General features: G+C 60.8%; 24 protein-coding genes. 4 read left to right on the top strand and 20 right to left on the bottom strand.

Annotated elements, in window-relative coordinates; genetic code table 11:
- Positions 1 to 44: 44 nt before the first annotated feature.
- The 8 genes from I6E51_RS01420 to I6E51_RS01385 form a co-directional block, all read right to left on the bottom strand.
- Positions 45 to 335: an HU family DNA-binding protein gene (locus tag I6E51_RS01420; protein ID WP_100387826.1), complete on the bottom strand. Its 291-nt coding sequence runs from the start codon at positions 333 to 335 to the stop codon at positions 45 to 47.
- A 72-nt stretch (positions 336 to 407) separates the two neighbouring features.
- Positions 408 to 713: a 30S ribosomal protein S14 gene (gene rpsN, locus I6E51_RS01415; protein WP_197106841.1), complete on the bottom strand. Its 306-nt coding sequence runs from the start codon at positions 711 to 713 to the stop codon at positions 408 to 410.
- Positions 714 to 715: 2 nt separating this feature from the next.
- Positions 716 to 883, bottom strand: a complete 168-nt coding sequence (rpmG, locus tag I6E51_RS01410) for a 50S ribosomal protein L33 (RefSeq protein WP_009773536.1) — start codon at positions 881 to 883, stop codon at positions 716 to 718.
- Positions 883 to 1,119 carry a 50S ribosomal protein L28 gene (gene rpmB, locus I6E51_RS01405; RefSeq protein WP_129072582.1) on the bottom strand — a complete coding sequence of 79 codons (237 nt, stop codon included), beginning with the start codon at positions 1,117 to 1,119 and terminating at the stop codon, positions 883 to 885. Before rpmB ends, rpmG begins: the two co-directional genes overlap by 1 nt.
- A 161-nt stretch (positions 1,120 to 1,280) precedes the next feature.
- Entirely contained in the window at positions 1,281 to 1,664 is a 384-nt protein-coding gene (locus I6E51_RS01400; protein WP_197109184.1) for a Fur family transcriptional regulator, read from the bottom strand.
- A gap of 14 nt (positions 1,665 to 1,678) precedes the next feature.
- Positions 1,679 to 2,587, bottom strand: a complete 909-nt coding sequence (locus I6E51_RS01395; protein WP_197109183.1) for a metal ABC transporter permease — start codon at positions 2,585 to 2,587, stop codon at positions 1,679 to 1,681.
- Positions 2,584 to 3,462 (bottom strand): metal ABC transporter ATP-binding protein, encoded by an 879-nt coding sequence (locus I6E51_RS01390; RefSeq protein ID WP_197109182.1) that lies wholly within the window; start codon positions 3,460 to 3,462, stop codon positions 2,584 to 2,586. The genes I6E51_RS01395 and I6E51_RS01390 overlap by 4 nt, the downstream gene beginning before the upstream one ends.
- Positions 3,437 to 4,438, bottom strand: a complete 1,002-nt coding sequence (locus tag I6E51_RS01385; protein WP_197109181.1) for a metal ABC transporter solute-binding protein, Zn/Mn family — start codon at positions 4,436 to 4,438, stop codon at positions 3,437 to 3,439. The genes I6E51_RS01390 and I6E51_RS01385 overlap by 26 nt, the downstream gene beginning before the upstream one ends.
- Positions 4,439 to 4,592: 154 nt before the next feature.
- Here I6E51_RS01385 and I6E51_RS01380 point away from each other — a divergent pair, with 154 nt between their 5' ends.
- Positions 4,593 to 5,846, top strand: coding sequence for an FAD-binding protein (locus tag I6E51_RS01380; protein ID WP_197109180.1), 1,254 nt, complete (start codon positions 4,593 to 4,595; stop codon positions 5,844 to 5,846).
- Positions 5,847 to 5,850: 4 nt separating this feature from the next.
- On the opposite strand, the gene I6E51_RS01375 is transcribed toward I6E51_RS01380, so the two are convergent.
- The 5 genes from I6E51_RS01375 to I6E51_RS01355 all read right to left on the bottom strand — a co-directional run bounded on the left by I6E51_RS01375 (position 5,851) and on the right by I6E51_RS01355 (position 11,645).
- Positions 5,851 to 6,984 (bottom strand): AI-2E family transporter, encoded by a 1,134-nt coding sequence (locus I6E51_RS01375; protein ID WP_197106846.1) that lies wholly within the window; start codon positions 6,982 to 6,984, stop codon positions 5,851 to 5,853.
- A 70-nt stretch (positions 6,985 to 7,054) separates the two neighbouring features.
- Positions 7,055 to 8,443: a dihydrolipoamide acetyltransferase family protein gene (locus I6E51_RS01370; RefSeq protein WP_197109179.1), complete on the bottom strand. Its 1,389-nt coding sequence runs from the start codon at positions 8,441 to 8,443 to the stop codon at positions 7,055 to 7,057.
- A 14-nt stretch (positions 8,444 to 8,457) separates the two neighbouring features.
- Positions 8,458 to 9,435 carry an alpha-ketoacid dehydrogenase subunit beta gene (locus tag I6E51_RS01365; protein WP_197106848.1) on the bottom strand — a complete coding sequence of 326 codons (978 nt, stop codon included), beginning with the start codon at positions 9,433 to 9,435 and terminating at the stop codon, positions 8,458 to 8,460.
- A complete protein-coding gene (locus I6E51_RS01360; protein WP_197106849.1) occupies positions 9,435 to 10,550 on the bottom strand; it encodes a thiamine pyrophosphate-dependent dehydrogenase E1 component subunit alpha in 1,116 nt (371 codons plus the stop codon). Before I6E51_RS01360 ends, I6E51_RS01365 begins: the two co-directional genes overlap by 1 nt.
- 24 nt (positions 10,551 to 10,574) lie before the next feature.
- Positions 10,575 to 11,645, bottom strand: a complete 1,071-nt coding sequence (locus I6E51_RS01355; RefSeq protein ID WP_197109178.1) for a histidinol-phosphate transaminase — start codon at positions 11,643 to 11,645, stop codon at positions 10,575 to 10,577.
- A 174-nt stretch (positions 11,646 to 11,819) separates the two neighbouring features.
- On the opposite strand from I6E51_RS01355, the gene I6E51_RS01350 reads away from it, so the two are divergent.
- The gene (locus I6E51_RS01350; RefSeq protein WP_197106851.1) at positions 11,820 to 12,215 is read left to right on the top strand and encodes a phage holin family protein; all 396 of its coding nucleotides are present in this window, start codon (positions 11,820 to 11,822) and stop codon (positions 12,213 to 12,215) included.
- Here the strand turns inward: I6E51_RS01350 and I6E51_RS01345 are convergent.
- Together I6E51_RS01345 and I6E51_RS01340 are read right to left on the bottom strand one after the other, a co-directional pair.
- Positions 12,212 to 13,639 (bottom strand): hypothetical protein, encoded by a 1,428-nt coding sequence (locus I6E51_RS01345; RefSeq protein WP_197109177.1) that lies wholly within the window; start codon positions 13,637 to 13,639, stop codon positions 12,212 to 12,214. The two genes, I6E51_RS01350 and I6E51_RS01345, sit on opposite strands and share 4 nt — an antisense overlap.
- Entirely contained in the window at positions 13,629 to 13,889 is a 261-nt protein-coding gene (locus tag I6E51_RS01340) for a hypothetical protein (RefSeq protein WP_197109176.1), read from the bottom strand. Before I6E51_RS01340 ends, I6E51_RS01345 begins: the two co-directional genes overlap by 11 nt.
- 125 nt (positions 13,890 to 14,014) lie before the next feature.
- Between I6E51_RS01340 and I6E51_RS01335 the strand changes: the two genes are divergently transcribed.
- Positions 14,015 to 14,545, top strand: a complete 531-nt coding sequence (locus I6E51_RS01335; protein WP_197109175.1) for a low molecular weight protein-tyrosine-phosphatase — start codon at positions 14,015 to 14,017, stop codon at positions 14,543 to 14,545.
- A gap of 8 nt (positions 14,546 to 14,553) precedes the next feature.
- The gene (gene purB / locus I6E51_RS01330; protein WP_197109174.1) at positions 14,554 to 15,945 is read left to right on the top strand and encodes an adenylosuccinate lyase; all 1,392 of its coding nucleotides are present in this window, start codon (positions 14,554 to 14,556) and stop codon (positions 15,943 to 15,945) included.
- Positions 15,946 to 16,000: 55 nt separating this feature from the next.
- Here the strand turns inward: purB and I6E51_RS01325 are convergent, their stop codons facing one another.
- From I6E51_RS01325 to I6E51_RS01305, 5 genes are all read right to left on the bottom strand, one after another.
- Complete coding sequence (locus tag I6E51_RS01325) at positions 16,001 to 16,432, bottom strand: hypothetical protein (protein ID WP_197218708.1); 432 nt, start codon at positions 16,430 to 16,432, stop codon at positions 16,001 to 16,003.
- Positions 16,432 to 16,857 carry a hypothetical protein gene (locus tag I6E51_RS01320; protein WP_197218707.1) on the bottom strand — a complete coding sequence of 142 codons (426 nt, stop codon included), beginning with the start codon at positions 16,855 to 16,857 and terminating at the stop codon, positions 16,432 to 16,434. Before I6E51_RS01320 ends, I6E51_RS01325 begins: the two co-directional genes overlap by 1 nt.
- 113 nt (positions 16,858 to 16,970) lie before the next feature.
- Positions 16,971 to 17,726 carry an ABC transporter ATP-binding protein gene (locus I6E51_RS01315; protein ID WP_100387805.1) on the bottom strand — a complete coding sequence of 252 codons (756 nt, stop codon included), beginning with the start codon at positions 17,724 to 17,726 and terminating at the stop codon, positions 16,971 to 16,973.
- Positions 17,723 to 18,718, bottom strand: a complete 996-nt coding sequence (locus tag I6E51_RS01310; protein WP_307783759.1) for an iron chelate uptake ABC transporter family permease subunit — start codon at positions 18,716 to 18,718, stop codon at positions 17,723 to 17,725. Before I6E51_RS01310 ends, I6E51_RS01315 begins: the two co-directional genes overlap by 4 nt.
- A gap of 49 nt (positions 18,719 to 18,767) precedes the next feature.
- On the bottom strand, positions 18,768 to 19,754 hold the full coding sequence (locus tag I6E51_RS01305) for an ABC transporter permease (RefSeq protein WP_197109172.1): 987 nt from the start codon (positions 19,752 to 19,754) through the stop codon (positions 18,768 to 18,770).
- Positions 19,755 to 19,823: the final 69 nt, after the last annotated feature.

The following is a 19,823-nucleotide window of genomic DNA, read 5'->3' as shown; positions in this document are numbered from 1 at the left end:
AAAGGGCGACATCCCGAAGGATGCCGCCCTTTTAAAGTTGCTACTTAGCCCTTGGCTGCTGCCTTGAGCTTGCTGCCTGCGCTGAGCTTGACGCCGTGGCTGGCCTTGATCTCGATAGCTTCACCCGTCTGCGGGTTACGGCCGGTGCGAGCCTCGCGGAAGGTGCGCTCTGCAGCCATCCATCCGGGGATCGAAACCTTGGTTCCTTCACCGACCGACTTCGAGAGTACGGAGAAGAATGCGTCAACGACGCCGGAAACGGCAGCCTGGCTCTGGCCAGACTCTGCGGCAACCGCCGCTACGAATTCAGTACGGTTTAGCGACTTGTCAGCCATAAGGTGGTCCTCCTCGGACGTAGTGCAGTTAGTTGTTCCGAAACGTTAGAAAACGTCGGAACCGCTTGGAATCTACCAGCTTGACTTGGTAATTCCGGGCAACTCGCCCCGGTGAGCCATTTCACGGAAGCGAACACGGGAAACACCGAACTGCTTGAGGTATCCACGGGGACGTCCGTCAATGGCGTCGCGACCGCGTACGCGGATCGGCGAAGCATCGCGGGGGAGCTTCTGAAGTCCGAGGCGTGCAGCCTCGCGTGACTCGTCAGTTCCGGCGGGGTCGACGAGAGCCTTCTTCAGCTCGAGACGACGCTCGGCGTAACGCGCAACGATAACTTTGCGCTGTTCGTTCTTTGCAATCTTGCTCTTCTTAGCCATGTTTAGCGCTCCTCGCGGAATTCAACGTGCTTGCGAACCACCGGGTCGTACTTCTTGAGTACGAGGCGGTCGGGGTTGTTGCGACGGTTCTTGCGCGTCACATAGGTGTAGCCCGTTCCAGCAGTTGAACGGAGCTTGATGATCGGACGTACGTCCTGTGCCTTTGCCATTAGATTTTCTCCCCACGTGCAAGGAGGTCCTTGACAACGGATTCGATGCCACGAGCGTCAATTACCTTGATGCCCTTTGCGGACAGCTGAAGAGTTACGTTGCGGCGAAGCGACGGTACGTAGTACGTCTTCTTCTGGATGTTCGGGTCGAAACGACGCTTGGTGCGACGGTGCGAGTGCGAGATTGCGTGTCCGAAGCCGGGAATGGCGCCGGTCACTTGGCAGGTTGCTGCCATGGTGATACTCCTGTTCTAGTTACCGTAAGGACAAAGCCTTACCCAAGATCACTTGTCGGCACACACACTGCATTCCTCTCAAACCCGTGTTTTCGCACGAATTCAATCAGGGTGGGATGTGTCTGCGAGAGCGGAAGATACCGCTCGATCAACGGTATATGTTACGTGCTAGAGCACGCTGGGCACAACCCGAAAACGTCAACAATGTGGTGCGGGTCGGTAAAGCCATGTTCTGCGGCCACACTTTTCGCCCACTGCTCGACGGCATCCGCCTTGATTTCCACGGTTGTTCCGCACTCGCGGCAGATCAAATGGTGGTGGTGCGAGTCGGGCGTGCAGGCCCGAAAGAGGCTTTCGCCGTCTTGCTGCAGCGAGTCAGCGTCACCCGCTCCGGCGAGGTCTGCCAAAGCGCGGTAGACAGTGGCGAGGCCGATTGAGCTACCGGCGTCGCGCAGCGCACCGTGCAGCGACTGAGCGCTCACGAAACCCTCTGACTGAGTCAGAGCATCCCGCACCGCTTCTCGCTGCCACGTATTGCGCTTCATAGTCACCACTCTAACTATTTCCCTGCCGGGGTAGCTGTGGTCAGTTCAGCTCCGGATGCGCGGCTCACGCTGCGGCGACCCCCACGAGCACGGCGAGCGCCCACCACCCGGCAGACCAGGTAAATCAGGAACGAAATCGTCGTGATGTACGGACTAATCGGCAGCGAGCCACCGATCGCCAACAGCACACCGCCGGTGGCCGAGACAAAGCCGAAGACCATGCTGAGCACCGGAACCAGACGCGGCGACGACGAGACCTGCATGGCGGCCGCCGCCGGCGTCACAAGCAACGCCATCACGAGCAACGCACCAATGATCTGCACCGCAACGGCCACCATGAGGCCGAGCAGCACCATGAACCCGAGCGAAAGCATCCGCGAAGGAACACCGCGCGCCGCAGCAACCTCAGGATCGAGGCTGTCGAACGTAAGCGGTCGCCAGACAACGAACAGAGCGGCCAGCACGACAACGCTGATCACGATCAGCAGGCCAAGTTGCTCGCTATCGACCGAAATAATTTGCCCGGTGAGGAGCCCAAACTTGTTTCCACTGCGTCCGGGGTAGAGCGCCAGAAACAGGATGCCCAAACCCATCCCAAACGGCATGAGCACGCCAATAATCGAGTTTCGATCGCGAGCCTTCGCCCCGAGCATCCCGATCAGAATGGCGGCTACAAGCGAGCCGGCAATGGAACCCGCCACCACATTGGCACCAAACAACAGGGCTGCTGCTGCTCCCGCAAACGAGAGTTCGCTGATGCCGTGCACAGCAAAAGCCATGTCGCGCTGCATGACGAAGACGCCAATGAGCCCACCGGCGATACCGAGCACTGCCGCGGCAATGAGCGAGAACCGCACGAGGTTGAGCAATTCGCCATAGTCGCTGAAATTGACGACCTGGCTCCAGAAGTCTGCGAAGGTCACGCGATCTCCTCCTCGTGGTGGTGATCGCCCTGGGGGATACCGGCCACAATCACGCGGCCGCCCACCCGCACAACCTCAACGGGAGTGCCATAGAGCTCAGTGAGCACTTCGCTGCGCAGCACTTCGTCTGGGGTGCCAATCGTGAACTTTCCGCCAGCCAAATACAGGATGCGGTCGACCATGCCGAGCACCGGGTTCACATCGTGCGTCACGAAAATGACCGCAGTGTTGTGTTCGCGACGTCGACGGTCGATGAGTTCAGAGACACCACGCTGGTGCTGCAGGTCAAGGCTCAACAAAGGCTCGTCGCAGAGCAACAACACGGGGTCGGCTGCCAGCGACTGTGCGACCCGCAATCGTTGCTGCTCGCCGCCCGACAGCGAACCAAGGGGCTGACCCGCATACTCGCTCGCGCCGACGTCCGCGATCAGTTCATCCACGCGAATACGGACGCTGTGGGGGAGTGTTGGTACACCAAAGCGGTGACCGTTCACCCCGAGCGTCACGAGATCGCGACCACGCAGAGGAGTGCCTGGGGCCGCAAGTTTCTGCTGCGGAATGTAGCCAATGCAACGATCTCCGCGGTTAACCGGATGCCCGTTCAAAGAAATCGTGCCTGAATCCAGCTTCTGCTGCCCCAGGATCGCCTTCAACAAACTCGACTTACCGGAACCATTCGAGCCGAGCACCGCCACAAACTCACCGGGGGCGATATCGAGATTGAGGCCAGACCAGAGCGTGCGCGACCCGAAGCCGAGCACCCCATCACGGATGCTCAGCACGGGTGTTGCAGGTGCAGTGCCGTTCACGGGCTCTGCTGTGGTGCTCGTCACGCGGTCACCCTGCTCATTAAGCAAGGGCCTCCGCGAGGGCATCGAGGTTTGACGTCATCCATTCGACATAGTCTGACCCCTCGGGCAGCGTCTCGGTGAACGACACCACCGGAAGTCCCGCCTCGACAGCGGCTTCACGCACGCGCTCCGTTTCGGGGCTCGAGGTCTGATCGTTGTACGCGAGCAGGGCGATGTGATCGTCTTCGACGAGCGCGAGAACTTCGAGAAGGGCCGAGGGCGGCACATCAGATCCTTCTTCAATGGCCTCGGTGAAGTCGGTGGGAGTGTCATTGTGGAGCCCAACAGCCTCAAGCAAGTAGACCGCTACCGGCTCAGTGACCGCAGCACCACGGTCGCCTGAGGTCTCGGCGATCGTGTCGGCCTGTGCCTCAAGACCCTCAAGGTCAGAGAGGTAACTGTCCAAGTTGGTGTTGAACAGATCGGCATCGTCGGGGCTGAGCGAAATCAACTCTTCGGTGATGTGCTCGGCGATGTGTTCCATGGCGTGGAAGCTGTACCAGACGTGCTCGTTGAAGCCTTTGATGTGATCGTGGCCGTCATCCGTGGTGTGGTCGTCGGCCTCATCTTCGGCGTGGTCATCCTCAGCGTGCTCGTCTTCAGCATGGTCGTCGTCCTCGAGGAGGCCTGACTCGTCAACGGCGGTCACGAGAATCGCGCCCTCACCGGCCGCTTCGTAGAGTGCTTCGGCGAAGGGGTCATAGCCACCGCCGTTGACGATCACAAGTTCTGCCTCCGAGACAGCGAGCTGGTCGCGGGCTGAGGCTTCGTAGCTGTGGGGGTCTTGGGCTGCGCTGTCGATGAGGCTCGTGACAGTCACAGCGTCGCCGCCGAGAGTGGAGACAAGGTCGCCATAGACGATCGTGGAGGCAACGACGGTGATCGTGCCGTCATCCTCAACGGGTGTGGCCGCCGCGCACCCGGCAAGGGTGAGGGCAGAGACTGCGAGAACGGCACCCGCGGTGAGGGCGCGTGGTCGGGAAGTGGTGAAGCGAGACATCAGAATGTCCTTCTAAGGCCGAAGCCAGTCGTGGTAATGAGATTCGTTATCAATAGAGTACATGATGAATTGCTGTCGGCGAATCAGGCAACACACGTGTCTCGCCGATAATCTCGATCGTGGCGAGCAATTCGCCGTTATCGAAAGGATCGCCGTGTCATCCACCACCACAAACTGGGCAGGCAACCTCACCTACAGCGCCGAGACAGTCCTGCACCCGACGTCCGCCACTGAGGTGCAACAACTCGTCGCCCAGTGGCCCCATGTGCGTGCGCTCGGCACCCGGCATTCTTTCACCGACATCGCCGACACCCCTGGCGCGCTGATTTCTCTGGCTGAACTCGATCCCGCGATCCGGATCGACCCGGCGACGATGACCGTCAGCGTCGCCGGCGGCACCAGCTTCGGCATCCTGATCAACGAACTCGAAAAACACGGTTTCGCCCTCCACAACACCGGATCGCTGCCGCACATCTCGGTGGCCGGCGCGACCGCAACCGGCACTCACGGTTCAGGAGACGGCAACGGCATCCTCTCCACGGCCATCGCCGCGGTGGAATTGGTGACGGCAGACGGCTCCCTGGTGACCGTCGATCGCACCAGCGAGCACCTGCCCGCGCTGGCCGTCGGGCTCGGAGCCTTTGGCATCATCACGCGCGTCACCCTCGACATCGAACCGAGCTACCGCGTGCGCCAAGACGTCTACCGCTTCGCGCCGTGGGAAACCGTGCTCGAACAACTGGATGACGTGATGGCCAGCGCCTACAGCGTCAGTCTCCTCGCAGACTTCGCGAGCCCCACCGTCATGCAGATCTGGTTGAAAACCCGTCTGGCCGACGGAATGGAACCCGAGGTCGCATCCACCCTGTTCGGCGGGGTTTGGTATGACGACTCCGATGAGCTCTCCCCCGAGAATGTGAACCAACGCGCGAGTGTGCCCGGCCCGTGGTCAGAGCGGATGCCGCACTTCCGCCTTGACGGTCAGCCGTCTAACGGCGGCGACGAGCTCCAAAGCGAGTACTACGTGGCCCGCGAGCACGGCGTCGAAGCGTTGGAGGTGCTGCGAACTCTGGGCACCCAAATCTCGCCCCACCTGCTGATCTCAGAAATCCGCACCGCCGCCGCCGACTCACTCTGGATGAGCCCCGCCTACGAGCGCGATGTTCTCTGCATCGGCTTCACCTGGGCTAAACATCCGGCCGAGGTCGCGGCGCTACTCCCCGTGATCGAACAGGCTCTCGCGCCCTTCGCACCGCGGCAGCACTGGGGCAAGTTGTTCCACTATGGCGCCGACGTCATCCACGAACGCTTCCCCCGCAGCGGCGACTTTCTTGCACTGCAGCGCGAGTATGATCCGCAGGGCAAGTTCTGGAATCCCTTCCTCGAACGCACCCTCGGGCCCCGCTAGCGCGCTACTTCTTTTTCTCAGGAGCCGAAGCAACGCTCGGCTTGTGCCCATTTTCGTTCCAGGTCTTGAGAATCGCCCAACCCACCGCTGCGATCGGCACGGCAAGCACAGCGCCCACGATGCCGCCGAGGATCGTGCCGGCCGTCAACGCCACCAAGATGACGAGCGGGTGGATGCTCAGGGACTGCGCCATCACGACGGGCTGCAGGAAGTTGCCCTCGAGCTGGTTGACCAGCACGACGATGCCCAGCACGATGAGTGCCACAACCCAGCCATTCGTCACGAGAGCGACGACCGCGGCAAGGATACCGGCGACGGTGGCACCGACGAGTGGGATGAAGGCTCCCAAGAAGACGATCACCGAGAGGGGCAGCGCGAGCGGTACCTGCAAGATCGTGAGCCCAATACCGATACCGAGCGCGTCGACGGCGGCAACCGTTGCGGTTCCTCGAACGTAGCCACCGAGAGTGCGAACCGCGGTGTGGCCGATGCGGTGTCCTCGTGCGAGGCGTTCGCCTGACATGGGCTTGAGGAAGAACTCCCAAATGCGGTCGCCATCTTTGAGGAAGAAGAACAGGATGACCAGGCCGAGCAGAATTCCGGTGACAATCTGCGCCGCCGCAGACACTCCCTGAATGGCGCCGAGGCCGAAGGTCGCGCTCGTCACGAAGTCGATACCCGCGTTCCACGCCTCATCGAGGGCAGCCTGATCAATTGCGAACGGACCATCAAGCGCGAAGTCCTTGAGCTGCTCGAATCCTTCAACCGCCGAGTCGGAGAGCTCAGACCACTGGTCCTCCACCGCAAACACGACTGCGGTGACCAAGCCACCGAACACCGCGATGCCGCCGAGCAACGCGATCCAGGTCGACAGAGCACGCCCGACACCGCGGCGCCGCATCCACACCACAATCGGGCTCGCGGCAGCAGCGAAGATCAGGGCGATCAGCACGGGGATGACGACGAGCTTGAGCTGCGTGAGAGCAAAAACGATCACCGAAACCAGCGTGAGCAGCAAGAGCACTTGCAGAGCCCGAATGGACCAGGCTCCTAAGCGGTCGGTCCACAGCTCGTGAATTCCGGGGCGCTTCGAATCGGATGCTGGCGCTACTGCAGACGACTTTTTCTTCGTGACCATGCGGCCACATTACCTACCGTTTCAGGTAATTGAGTGCAACGCCGGGTGGTTAGTGTCGAATGCTCGGCTGTTAGTCGAGCAGGAGGGCAGGCTCTTCGAGCACACTCGCGAGGTCGGCCACGAAACGGCTCGCGACATCCCCATCAACGATGCGGTGGTCGAAGCTTGCGCTGACCGTCGTGACGTAGCGCGCCCGCACTTCGCCGTCGACAACCCATGGCTTCTGCTTGATCGAACCCAGAGCCACGATCGCGGCCTCACCCGGGTTGATGATCGGCGTTCCCGTATCCATGCCATACGAACCGATGTTGGTGATCGTGATCGTGCCGTTCGACATTTCAGCGGGCTGCGTCTTGCCATCACGCGCGGTGAGGGTGAGCTGTTCCAGGGATTTCGCGAGCTCGAGCAAGCTCAACTCTTGAACGTCCTTGACGTTCGGAACAATGAGCCCACGAGGCGTTGCTGCCGCAATGCCCAAGTTCACGTAATGGTGAACGATGATCTCTTTATCGGTCCAGCTTGAGTTCACCGTGGGGTTGCGGCGCACAGCCCAGCTCACGGCCTTCGCCATGATCAGCAACGGGCTCACTCGCACGCCAGCGAAGTCAGTGGAGTTCTTCAGGCGCTTCACGAACTCCATGGTTCGCGTGGCATCCACGTCGGTGAAGACACTCACGTGCGGCGCCGTGAAGGCACTGTGCACCATGGCTTTCGCGATGGCCTTGCGCACGCCCTTCACGGGAATGCGTTCTTCGCGCTCGTCGCCCCACTCGGGAGTTTCGATGTTGCGGAAGACGCTCGCCTGCGACGCGTGACGAATCACGTCTTCGCGAGTGGTTTCACCGGCCAACCCTGTCGCTACGACCTCGGCGAGTTCAACACCCAGGTCTTTGGCGAGCTTGCGGATCGGCGGCTTCGCGATGATCGGGCTGGCGAACGACGCGGGCACGGATGCCGGGCGAGGCTTTGCCGCTGCGGCGGCAGCGCCATCCTTCGCAGGCTGCCCACCCTTGCGACGGCGCGAACTGACATGCCCGCCCGTGCCGTAGCCAACAAGGACCGCTCCGGGCTTGTCATCGTCGTTAGCAATTGTGGATGCCGTGTCAGCGACGGCAGCGGCAGCGTCGTCGGCCGCACTGCTCTCTGCTCCAACGTCGGACATCATCCCGTGGCTTTCGTCTTCACCGGAACCGGGTGCGGTCAGCTCGACTGAGCCGCCGACGGATTGCACGCTGATGATCGGGGTGCCAACCTCAACGGTCGACCCCTCCTCGACCAGCAGCTTTTGCACGGTACCGGCGAAAGGCGAGGGGAGTTCGACGAGCGACTTAGCCGTCTCGATCTCCACGAGAACCTGGTTCACGACGATTTCGTCGCCGGGCGCAACCTTCCAGGAGACGATCTCGGCTTCAGTAAGCCCCTCGCCCACATCGGGGAGAGGAAATTCAGATACGGCCACGGGGGCCTCCTTCGTCAGTAGGCCAATGCCCGGTCGACAGCATCCAAGATGCGGTCAACACTGGGCAAGTACACGGATTCCAGCTTGGCAGGAGGGAACGGGGTGTCGTAACCACTCACGCGCAGCACAGGTGCCTCGAGTGAGTAGAACGCACGCTCTGCCACGGTAGCCGCAACCTCCGAGCCCACGCTGACATTCCCGGGTGCCTCTTGAACAACAACAACGCGGCCCGTTTTTTGGGCGGATGCCACAATCGGGTCGTAGTCGATGGGGGAGAGCGATCGAAGGTCAACAACCTCGACACTCGTGCCTTCCTCGGCGGCGAGCTCAGCTGCTTGCAGCAGCATCGACACGATCGCACCGTGACCCACGAGGGTCACTTCGGTGCCGTCACGCACTACCCGGCTGGAGTGAGTGGCGATACCGGCCGACTCGCGGTCAACCTCGCCCTTCTGCCAGTAGCGGGACTTGGGCTCGAAGAACATCACGGGGTCATTGCTCGTAATGGCTTCTTGAATCATCCAATACGCATCGTGAGGCGTAGCGGGGCTGAGCAGACGCAACCCGGCAGAGTGCGCAAAGTAGGCTTCGGGGCTCTCTTGGTGATGCTCGACGGCACCAATGTGTCCGCCGTAGGGAACACGAATCACGACAGGCATCTGAAGCGTGCCTTCGTGGCGCGCGGTCAGCTTCGCCAGTTGGGAAGTGATCTGGTCGAAGCCGGGAAAAATAAAACCGTCGAACTGGATCTCGCACACCGGGCGGAATCCGCTCATGGCAAGCCCGATCGCGGTACCCACGATGCCGGACTCAGCCAGGGGAGTATCGAGAACCCGCTTGTCTCCGAACTCAGCCTGCAGACCCTCGGTGACTCGAAAGACTCCGCCGAGCGGCCCAATGTCTTCACCCATGAGAAGTACTTTGCTGTCGCTGCCCATGGCGGCGCGCAATCCCTCGTTGAGGGCCTTCGCCATTGTCATCGTCTCAGTCATTAGTTGCCCTCTTCAAACGATGCCTCGAAGTCGGCGAGTGCTGCGCGCTGCGCATCCATCACCGGATGCGGGTCGGAATAGACATGGTCGAAGAGCGTCGACGTGGCCGGCACCGGCAATTCGGTGATGCGCTTGCGGATGTCGGCAGCGAGGTCGTCGCCTTCAGCTGCGATCTCGTCGAAGAACGCTTGGCTCGCACCGCGGCTCCGCAGGTAGGTGTCGAAGCGCGTGATGGGGTCGCGCTGGGCCCAAAACTCGAGTTCGCTGTTCTCGCGGTACTTCGAGGGGTCATCACTCGTGGTGTGGGCACCCATGCGGTAAGTGAGGGCCTCGATGAAGCGGGGGCCTTCGCCAGCGCGGGCAGCATCCAGGTTGGCTTTGCTCACGGCGAAGCTTGCGAGAACGTCGTTGCCGTCGATTTGAACGCTCGGGATGCCGAAGCCTTCGCCGCGCAGATAGAGCGGCGTGCGCGACTGGCGTGAGACGGGAACCGAGATAGCCCAGTGATTGTTTTGCAAGAAGAAGACTTGAGGGGTTTGGTAGCTGGCGGCGAAGACCATTGCTTCGCTGACGTCACCCTGGCTCGTAGAACCGTCGCCGAAGTAGACCATGACGGCCGCATCGGTGTCGGGGTTGCCGGTGCCCGAGCGACCTTCGAGGTTCATGCCCATGGCATAACCGGTGGCGTGCAGGGTCTGCGAACCAATCACGAGCGTGTAGAGGTGGAAGTTGTCGTGGTCCTTCGGATCCCAGCCACCATGGCTGAGGCCGCGGAACATCGACAGGATTGTGATCGGGTCAACGCCGCGCATGAGCGCAATGACGTGTTCCCGGTAGGAGGGAAAGAGGTGGTCTTGAGGTTTGGCGGCGAGTGCTGAACCGACCTGAGCGGCCTCTTGGCCGTGGCTCGGAACCCAGAGGGCAAGCTGGCCCTGACGCTGCAGGTTTGCTGCCTCAATATCGAAGCGGCGCATCACCACCATGTGGCGGTGGAATTCCTGAAGAGCGTCATCACTGAGCTTGTCGACATACGGGAGGTACTGTTCGCTGGCATCGCTGTGAACGAGCGTGCCCTCGGGAGACAGCAGCTGAACCGTCGCGGCGGTATAAGACATTCGACTAATCTAACGCGGCCAGCGTTAGATCGTTTCCCTTGAAGCGACAACCTCTTGCGCTGCTCTTAGGAGTTTCTCCACAGATTCCTCTTCGCCAACGCTCACCCGAAGGCCTTCGCCGAGTGCACGAACGACGATCCCGTGCGACCGGAATACCTCTGCAGCCCAGTCGGTTGCTGACCCGGTGGGCAACCAGACGAAGTTGCCGTTGGGGGCGGGCACGTCCCAGCCTTGCTCGCTGAGGCCGGCAACGATTCTGTCGCGCACCGCATTAATGCGGGTCACCCGCTCCAACAATTCATCTTCATGTTCGAGGGATGCGATAGCTGCTTTCTGCGCAATCTCCGTTACCGAAAGCGGAATCGCTACCGCTCGCGCTGCATCCATCACGTATTCGGGGCCAACCGCGTAGCCGATGCGGAGGCCTGCAAGGCCGTAAGCCTTGGAGAAGGTGCGCAGCAATACAAGGTTGAGGTAGGTGCCGACGAGTGTCTCTCCGCGCACGGCATCGGCGTCGGTCACGAACTCGCGGTAGGCCTCATCGAGAACGACAAGAACGTTCTCGGGAACCGTTGCCATGAAGTCGCGGAATTCGGCATCCGTCACCACAGTGCTGGTGGGGTTGTTGGGGCTGCAGACAATAACAACGCGAGTGGATGCCGTGATGGCGTCGCTCATTGCCGCCAAGTCGTGCCGGTGGTCGCCCTGGTTCGCGATCTGCACGCTTGTGGCTCCGGCCGCAGATACGAGCAGCGGGTACGCCTCGAAGCTGCGCCAGGCGTAGATGACCTCGTCGCCGGGGGCTGCGGCGGCGCTCACGAGTTGCGCGAGCACGGCTACCGAACCTGCCCCAACCTGCACGCTGTCGGGGGTTACGCCGAAGCGTTCAGCAATCTGCGCACGCAATACAGCGGCGGATGCGTCGGGGTAGCGGTTGATGGTGTCGGTGGAGAGTTGCGCGAGCACTGATGGCAGCGGCTCGTAAGGGTTTTCGTTGGAGGACAGCTTGAAGGCATCCGCGGCGGCAGGCGCACCCTGGCGGTAGGGCACGATGGCGGCGATTTCGGGCCGAAGCTGTACTCGTTTGCTGGTCACCTCACCAGCCTAGGGCCGTGAGTGGGAACGTTCGTTTCGCGCCTGTGACAATGTGCCGGTCGAATCGGAGGTTCGGTTATGCGTCGGGTCGTGTCTCGGACCGCATCTCGGGTTCTGGCGCAGTTCAGTGGATGGTCATTGCGGCAGCACAAACGCGTGCTGCATAGTTGTCGTATGAGAATCATCGTGCGCTTGCTGATCAACGCTCTTGCTTTGTGGCTGACTACGGTGGTTGTTGCCGGGGTCGAGATCATTCCTTTTGCTCCGGGCGGAACGGTTGAGGTCATTGTGACCTTCCTGCTGGTCGCTGCCGTCTTCGGCATCGTGAATGGGGTGCTCGGCAACCTGATCCGCATTGTCGCTTTCCCGCTGTACGTTCTGACGCTGGGCCTGCTTGCTCTCGTGGTGAATGGTCTGCTGCTGTTGCTCACGAGCTGGATCTCGGGCCTCTTCGGGTTCGGTCTCGTTGTTGACGGGTTCTGGTGGGGAGTGCTTGGCGCCCTCGTCTTGGGTCTCATCAGCTGGTTCATCGGCATCCTTGTTCGGCCCGTTGTAGGCCGCAAGCGCTAAGGCTGCACCCGCTCGTACTCGTAACTAGTGACGGTGGTTACAGCATCCTTGTGAACGGTCGGCGTTAGGTTCGACACAATGTCGCGAAGAAATTCACTGTCTGTGCCGTCCAGGAGGCGCGCTGTTTCTCGATACTCGTCGAGCTGATGGGCTGGCGCCATAACACCGTCGGGTAGCGGACGGCCAGCAAAGACCTCTCGCTCCACGATCACCGCGTGCTGATTTCCTTGAATCCCCCCAGCAGCCGGAACGATGTCATCGCTGTGTTCGAAGAGGAGCGTGGGAACCGTTGGTGGGATCTTGATTTGACCCGTGTTGCCTCCGAACCCGACTAAACCGGTGAGGTTGTAGTCTTCCGATTCTGCGAGCCGCGCGGCGATCGCTGCCCCCTGAGAATGCCCGGTCAAAGCAACCGCGCTTTCGGCGGTAATACCCGCTTCTGCCATCGCTGCAACCACAGCGCTATACGCCGCTGCTTCCTGATCTGCAGCAAGGCTGAGATTGCTCGTGCCATCGAACGGTTGCTCGGAGTCAGAAAAAGCGAAATCAACGGTTCCGGAAACGTACACCTCGAATGAGTCGTCCTCTCCGGGAAATGATGTCTTTTCTATTCGGATCTGAAACGGCAAATCTGGGGTCGGTTGGGCAATTCGGTTGGCGCGTTCCTCGACAGAATGAGCGGGCTCCACGCGAGTGGTGTCGCTCTTACTGACCAGTTGCACCGGCGTTTCTTTCAGCACCCCGGCGACACCTCCTAGCCGTTGGATCGCCCCGGCTGCGGTGGGAAGCCCCAGAACACCCGCGGCGCTCAAGACACTCACTAGTGATGGCGGTAACCCTGCGGCTCCCGCCAAGAACTCATCGGCATTCATCACACCGAAGCGAACGGCGAGCACATACGCCGGATCGCTTATGAGTTCGTTGAGTTCAGCAGTGAACTTTTCGCTGACGAACACTTCTGCTGGATTGCGGCCCGTCACGAGAGCTGCTGCTGTGATCCCTAACAGAACCGGCACCGCTGTCACCGACAAAGCCAACACTGCGGCGTGCGTCGGGAACAAAAAACCGAGCCACGCCGCGGCATCGGCCATGATCTTGCGGGAGACTCCCTCGGCGAAGGCTTCGGCCAACCCGTAGCTGTCGGCAGCGAATCGCACGAGATTACTCAGGTGCTCGGCACGATGAGCGACTCTCTGAAGGTCAGAGAAAGCGAAGTCGAGATCATCCTCGGCGCGGGCGGCAGCGGTGGGGATGCCGAGCGTCTCCAATTGGCTAATGGTGAGCCGGGCATCCACCATCTGAATGGCGCCAGCGATGTCCCGCGTCATTTCGGCCGTGCGCTGGAGTGCGCCGACAGCAACGAGCATTTCCTCCGTAGATACCGAAACACTGCCACCACCGGAGATGATGAGTTCATCCGACATAGGAGCCCATCTGCTGAAGCGCCAGCATCGTTCGATGTTCTGCCGTCTCGACCAAGGTTCGTGCTTGCGCTAGGTCGCGGTGCAGCTCAAGCACCCCGGCATCGAACAGCTCTTGGGCCGGGCCGCGCCAGTCGATGCCTGCGCGGGGGAGTAGCTCCCGCACAGAGCTGAGCCGTTCAATAATCATGCGGAGCTGTTGGGCTTGAAATTCAAGTGCGACGCGGGCAGTCGCATCCAGAGGTGTATTCACTGATCGCCTTTCGATGTCACAACTCTCGCCAAACACCGCCCCACGCACTGGTTGCCAGCACGCATCGGGGAAGGAAATCCCTGAGCCAGCGATGTTGAGGAGTTGAAACTGCGACAGAATGAACCATGACCTTCGAGCGAGCACTCTCCGACTCGACCGCCTTCAGGGTCTGTTTCGTGTGCACCGGCAACATCTGTCGGTCGCCCATGGCCGAAACCGTGTTCCGAGAACTCGTTGCTGAAGCTGGGCTCCAGGACCGCATCGCGGTGACCTCAGCGGGCACCGGCGACTGGCACGTAGGCGAAGCAGCCGACGACCGCACCATTAGTGCCCTTGCAGCACGCGGCTACAATGGTTCTGGGCATCGCGCCCGCCAGTTCGACCCCGAATGGTTTGACAAGTTCGACCTCATTGTCGCGTTCGATCGAGGACAGGAACGCATCCTGCGCACGTGGGCACCCAACGATCAAGACCGATCGAAAGTGCAGCCCATGTTGAGCTTCGACAGCGAACTCGCTCCTCTTATCGACGTGCCAGACCCCTACTATTCGGATGCCGCACTTTTTGATCATGTCCTCGGCATGATCGAGCAGGCTTGCGGCTCACTATTTCGTCAAATCACACCAGGCATCACTGCACCAACCGCCAACAACTAGGGAGCCCCATGAGCCCGTTGCCCGTTCAACCACTGAGCCCCCTCGATGGTCGCTACCGCCCCGCCGTTTCGGCTCTGGGCGAGCACCTCTCCGAGGCAGGCCTCAACCGGGCCCGCGTGCACGTTGAAGTCGAATGGCTGATTTTTCTCACGAGCAAGAGCCTGTTTGGTTCGAGCCCGATGAGCGCCGATCAGGTCACCGCCCTCCGCGCCTTCGCTACTGATTTTGGCCAAGAGCAGATCGATGAACTCGCTCGCCTCGAAGCCACCACTCGCCACGACGTCAAGGCCGTGGAGTACCTCGTGCGCGCCAAGCTCGACGAGCTCGGTCTCACCGCGATCGCTGAACTCACTCACTTCGCCGCCACGAGCGAAGACATCAACAACCTCTCCTACGCGCTCACCATTTCGGATGCTGTACGCGAAGTCTGGCTGCCCAAGTTCCGTACCGTGCTGGCTGCGCTTCGCGCGCAGTCCGAGCTCATGCGCGACAACGCGATGCTCGCTCACACCCACGGTCAGCCGGCGACGCCGACCACCATGGGTAAGGAATTCGCGGTCTTCGTGTACCGTCTCGACCGCATCCTGACTCGCATTGAGGGCATCAGCTACCTCGGCAAGTTCAGCGGAGCGACTGGCACGTTCGCCGCCCACCTCGCTGCAGACCCCGAGCAGAACTGGCCAGCTCTCTCGAAGGAGTTCGTGGAGTCCCTCGGGCTCGACTGGAACCCGCTGACCACGCAAATCGAATCGCACGACTGGCAAGTGGAGCTCTACCAGGCCACCAGCCACGCCAACCGCGTGCTGCACAACCTCTGCACCGACGTGTGGTCGTACATCTCGATGGGCTACTTCCGCCAGATTCCGCAGGCGGGCGCAACGGGTTCGTCGACAATGCCGCACAAGATCAACCCGATCCGCTTCGAGAACGCTGAGGCCAACCTCGAGCTCTCGAGCGCTCTTCTGGAGTCGCTCGCTCAGACTCTTGTGACTTCACGACTCCAGCGCGACCTCACCGACTCCACGACGCAGCGCAACGTGGGCGTCGCCTACGGTCACTCGCTGCTCGCTCTCGACAACATCGAGCGCGGCCTCAAGGAGATCGCCCTTGACCCGGTGGCTCTCGACGCTGATCTCGACAGCAACTGGGAGATCCTCGGCGAGGCCATCCAGACGGTCATTCGCGCCGAGGTCACCGCGGGCCGCAGCACCATCAGCGACCCCTACGCCATCCTCAAGGAACTCACGCGCGGCAAGCGCATCAACTCTGTCGACCTCACCGAGTTCATCTCGGGGCTCGACATTGGTGCGGATGCCAAAGCCCGTTTGCAGGCGCTGACGCCGGCCACCTATGTCGGCCTTGCCAGCTCGCTCGTCGACTACCTCGGCGACACCAAGTAGTTCACGCTCTGTTCGACCGGTGCGATTGGGCCATATTATTCAGGCGGTGGATGCCCTACAGCTCATCGGGCGCCTCTGAAAAGTACGAACCAAAGTCACTCAATCGGTACTGCACGCCCTTGAACGTGCAGCGGTTGTAACCGTCGCCCCTGCGCATGCCAAGCCCGTACGGTCTCCACGCGAGAACCGCCTCAATTGCTAAAAGCACTGTCGGATCACGGTCTTTCGCAGAATCAAAGTAGACCGGGCTCAGGCCCATCTTGAGTTGCCCTATCGGGCTGGTTCCGAAAGCTCCAAGCTGAATGTTGTACCAAGGGTCAGATTTGTCGAGCTCCTGCTCGACCCGGTATTCGTAAGGAATCTCCACTCCGTTGACCGTTATCGCGGCAATACTCACCAAACCCTGCTCTATGTCGCCTACATGGCGCCAGGTGGTTCCCCTATCAGGGTCCGTCATCCTCGTATCTGACTCGCTCAGCTGAAACATCAGCGCCCCTCATCGTCAAAATACGGACCAAAGTCACTCAATCGGTACTGCACGCCTTTGAACGTGCAGCGGTTATAACCGTCGCCCCTGCGCATGCCTAGCTCCTGGGGCTCCCAAGCGAGAACCGCTTCAATCGCAAGAAGAACTACCGGATCACGATCTTGCGCAGAATCAAAGTAGACCGGGCTGAGACCCATCTCGAGCTGACCTATTGGACTAGTGCCGAAAGCTCCGATTTCTATATCGAACCAAGAACCGGACTCCGTTCGCTTCTCTCGCACGGAGTACTCATAGGGAATCTCTAACCCATTGACGGTGATTGCAACGATTATCACTAAGCCTTGCTCTATCCGTCCGACAACCCGCCAACTGAGCCCCCGCTCGGAGTCTGTCATTTCCGTCGATGAACCGTTCGTTTGAAACATCGGAACCCCTTATCGTCGTTGCAGGCGATGAATACTCACGACATTACCTGCAGGGGTGCGGCCCGCTGGGACGGGACGGCCGCCGGGGCTAACGGTGTCGTCGTGAGGCAGCGCTAGTAGTACACAGCGAGGGCACCGTTTGGGCCGTCGATGACGTGAACGGGTGTGTCAAAGATTCGGGTGAGCACGTCATCGGTCAAGATCTCAGCGGGCGTTCCGAATTCGGTGACTTGACCATCCTTGACGGCGCAAATGTGGTCGGCGTAGTGCCCCGCAAAGTTGATGTCGTGAAGCACGATGATGATGGTGCGACCGAGTTCTTGGGCGGCGCGCTTCAGGTGGCGCATCATCTGAACCGAGTGCTTCATGTCGAGGTTGTTGAGGGGCTCATCCAGAAGCACGTATTCGGTGTCTTGCGCGAGCACCATGGCAACGTAGGCGCGCTGGCGCTGTCCGCCTGAGAGCTCGTCAAGATAGCGGTCTTGCAGGCCTTCAAGGTTCAGAAAGGTGATGGAGTTGTTGATCGCCACCTCATCCGCTTCGGTCAGTCGACCTTGCGAATACGGAAAGCGGCTGAACCCCACGAGCTGACGCACCGTGAGGCGGGCGATGAAATGATTCTCTTGCCGCAAGATCGCGATGATCTTGGCGAGGTCTTTCGACTTAGTCTTCGCGACGTCGTAGCCCGCGACTTCGATGTGGCCGGAGTCGATTCCGAGCAGGCGGCCAATCATCGTCAGTAGCGTGGATTTGCCTGCACCGTTCGGGCCAACCAGCGCGGTAATGCCGCCCTCGGGAATAGTGAGGTCGACGGGACCAATGGTCACGTCGTGCCCATAGCTTTTGCCCACATTGCTCAGGGTGATCACAGTCGTCCCTTTCTCAGAATGACGATGAGGAAGACAGTTCCTCCGACAAGTTCAACGATGATCGACACCACTCCTTGCGCGTAGAACAGGTTCTTCATCACGAAGTACGCTCCGCCCAGCACCACAAACCCGGCCAATACCGCGATCGGGAAGATGTGGCGATGGTCGTAGGTATCCGCGAATTGGTAGGCGAGCGTGGCGACCAAGAACCCGAAGAAGGTCATCGGGCCGACGAGCGACGTCGAGACAGCCATCAGAATCGATACGAAGAACAGCACGCGCATGATCTCGAAGCGGTAGCTGATTCCTAGATTCGTGGCGGTGTCTGAACCCAGCGCAATGATGTTGAGGCGCCGGCCCTGCGAGAGCAGCACGGTGCCGGCCACCAGGCAGAGCACGAGCGAGATAGGCAGGTAGCTGGCATCCGCATTGGAGATGGAGCCGAACAGTCGGGCCGTCAGGATGTCGAACTCACTGGGCGTGAGCAGGCGCTGCATGAACGTCGACACTGCTCCCAGCCCGCCGCCGATGATGATGCCCACGAGCAGCATGATCTGCAGATTGCCGTACTTTCCAGAAAGCAACCAGCCGTACAGCAGCAGCGAGAGCCCGACCATCAGGGCGATCTGAAGCAAGAACTGGGGGAGGCCCTGCAGGGCGACGATGCCGCTGATGCCCAAGAAGTACACCGCAGAGGTTTGAACGGCCACGTACAGCGACTCGAAACCCATGATGGATGGCGTGAGAATCCGGTTATTTGTCACCGTCTGAAAACTCACGGTTGCAATCGCCTGACAGAAAGCCACGACGGCAATCACGATCACGTTGGTGGCGCGCAGCTCGGCGATGAGCCAGAACCCTTCGGTGCCCACCGGCATCGGGTTGTCCCACGCGAGCAGGCCAACGGCGATTGCGACAGCAGCCACGCTCAGGATGCTGAGGAGTATCCAGTAGCGGCGACGCGCCTTGACCGTCGGGAAGGGGCCAGTCACGCCCGGCGCCCTGACGCCAACAGTCGCTGTCTGCTGCGCATCTATGGGGCTATGCACGACGGCGCTGCTTCAACAGGAGGGCAATGAAGACGATCGCGCCCACGACACCCAAGATGAGCGAGACGGGAACTTCGAACGGCATGATGATTGTGCGGCCGACGATGTCGCACACCGTCACGATCGCGATGCCCAGCAGGCAGACCCAGGGCAGGTTGCTGCGCAGGTCGTCGCCACGGAACATCGACACGATGTTGGGCACGATCAGGCCGAGGAACGGCAGATTGCCCACGACAACTGTCACGACTCCGGTCGCGACGGCGATGAGCGCTGTGCCGATCAGCAGGATCTGGTTGTAGTTCACGCCGACGTTCGTCGCTACGTCTTGGCCGAGCCCCGCAACGGTGAGTCGGTCAGCGAACAGGAAAATGACGACGACGACGAGCGCAACGATCCAGAGCAGTTCGTATTGCCCGCGCATCACTGAGGTGAAGCTACCGGCGAACCACACGGAAAGGCTCTGAAGCATGTCCGTCGAGAGAGCGATGTAGGTGGAGATGGCGCCGACCACCGAGCCAAGCATGATGCCGACGATCGGCACGATCAGTGAGGAGCGCAGGGTGACGCGACGCAAGAAGAGAAAGAACACCCCAGTGCCGATGAACGCGGCTACGACCGCACCGGTCATACGGGCGAGGATGCTGGCTCCCGGAAAGAGGATCATGACGGTGAGCAGTCCAAGACCTGCCCACTCGGTGGTGCCCGTCGTGGTCGGTTCCACGAAACGGTTCTGCGTCAACAGCTGCATGACGAGCCCGCTCATCGCCATCGCGGCGCCCGCGAGCACCAGGGCGATTGTTCGCGGAACGCGCGTGATGCCGAACATTCTTTGGCCGTCATCCGCCCCAAAGATGTCATAGACACCCGTAAAGAGGGAGGCGATCAGCAGCAGAACAACACCCACCGTCGCGAGCAGGAGTTTCCAGTCGAAGAGGGTGGTCGTGGTGGCGGGCCGCCGTGGGGCCAGTGTTGACGTCATCCGTGAGTGAGGGTTTCTGATTGAAGGCCAGAACCGTTCGGTGCTGGAGTTCGCCCGCGGGCAAGCTTC

It is taken from the genome of Salinibacterium sp. NSLL17 (assembly GCF_015864935.1).
Taxonomy (GTDB): Bacteria; Actinomycetota; Actinomycetes; order Actinomycetales; family Microbacteriaceae; genus Rhodoglobus.
This window is presented reverse-complemented; position numbering and strand designations above follow the sequence as displayed.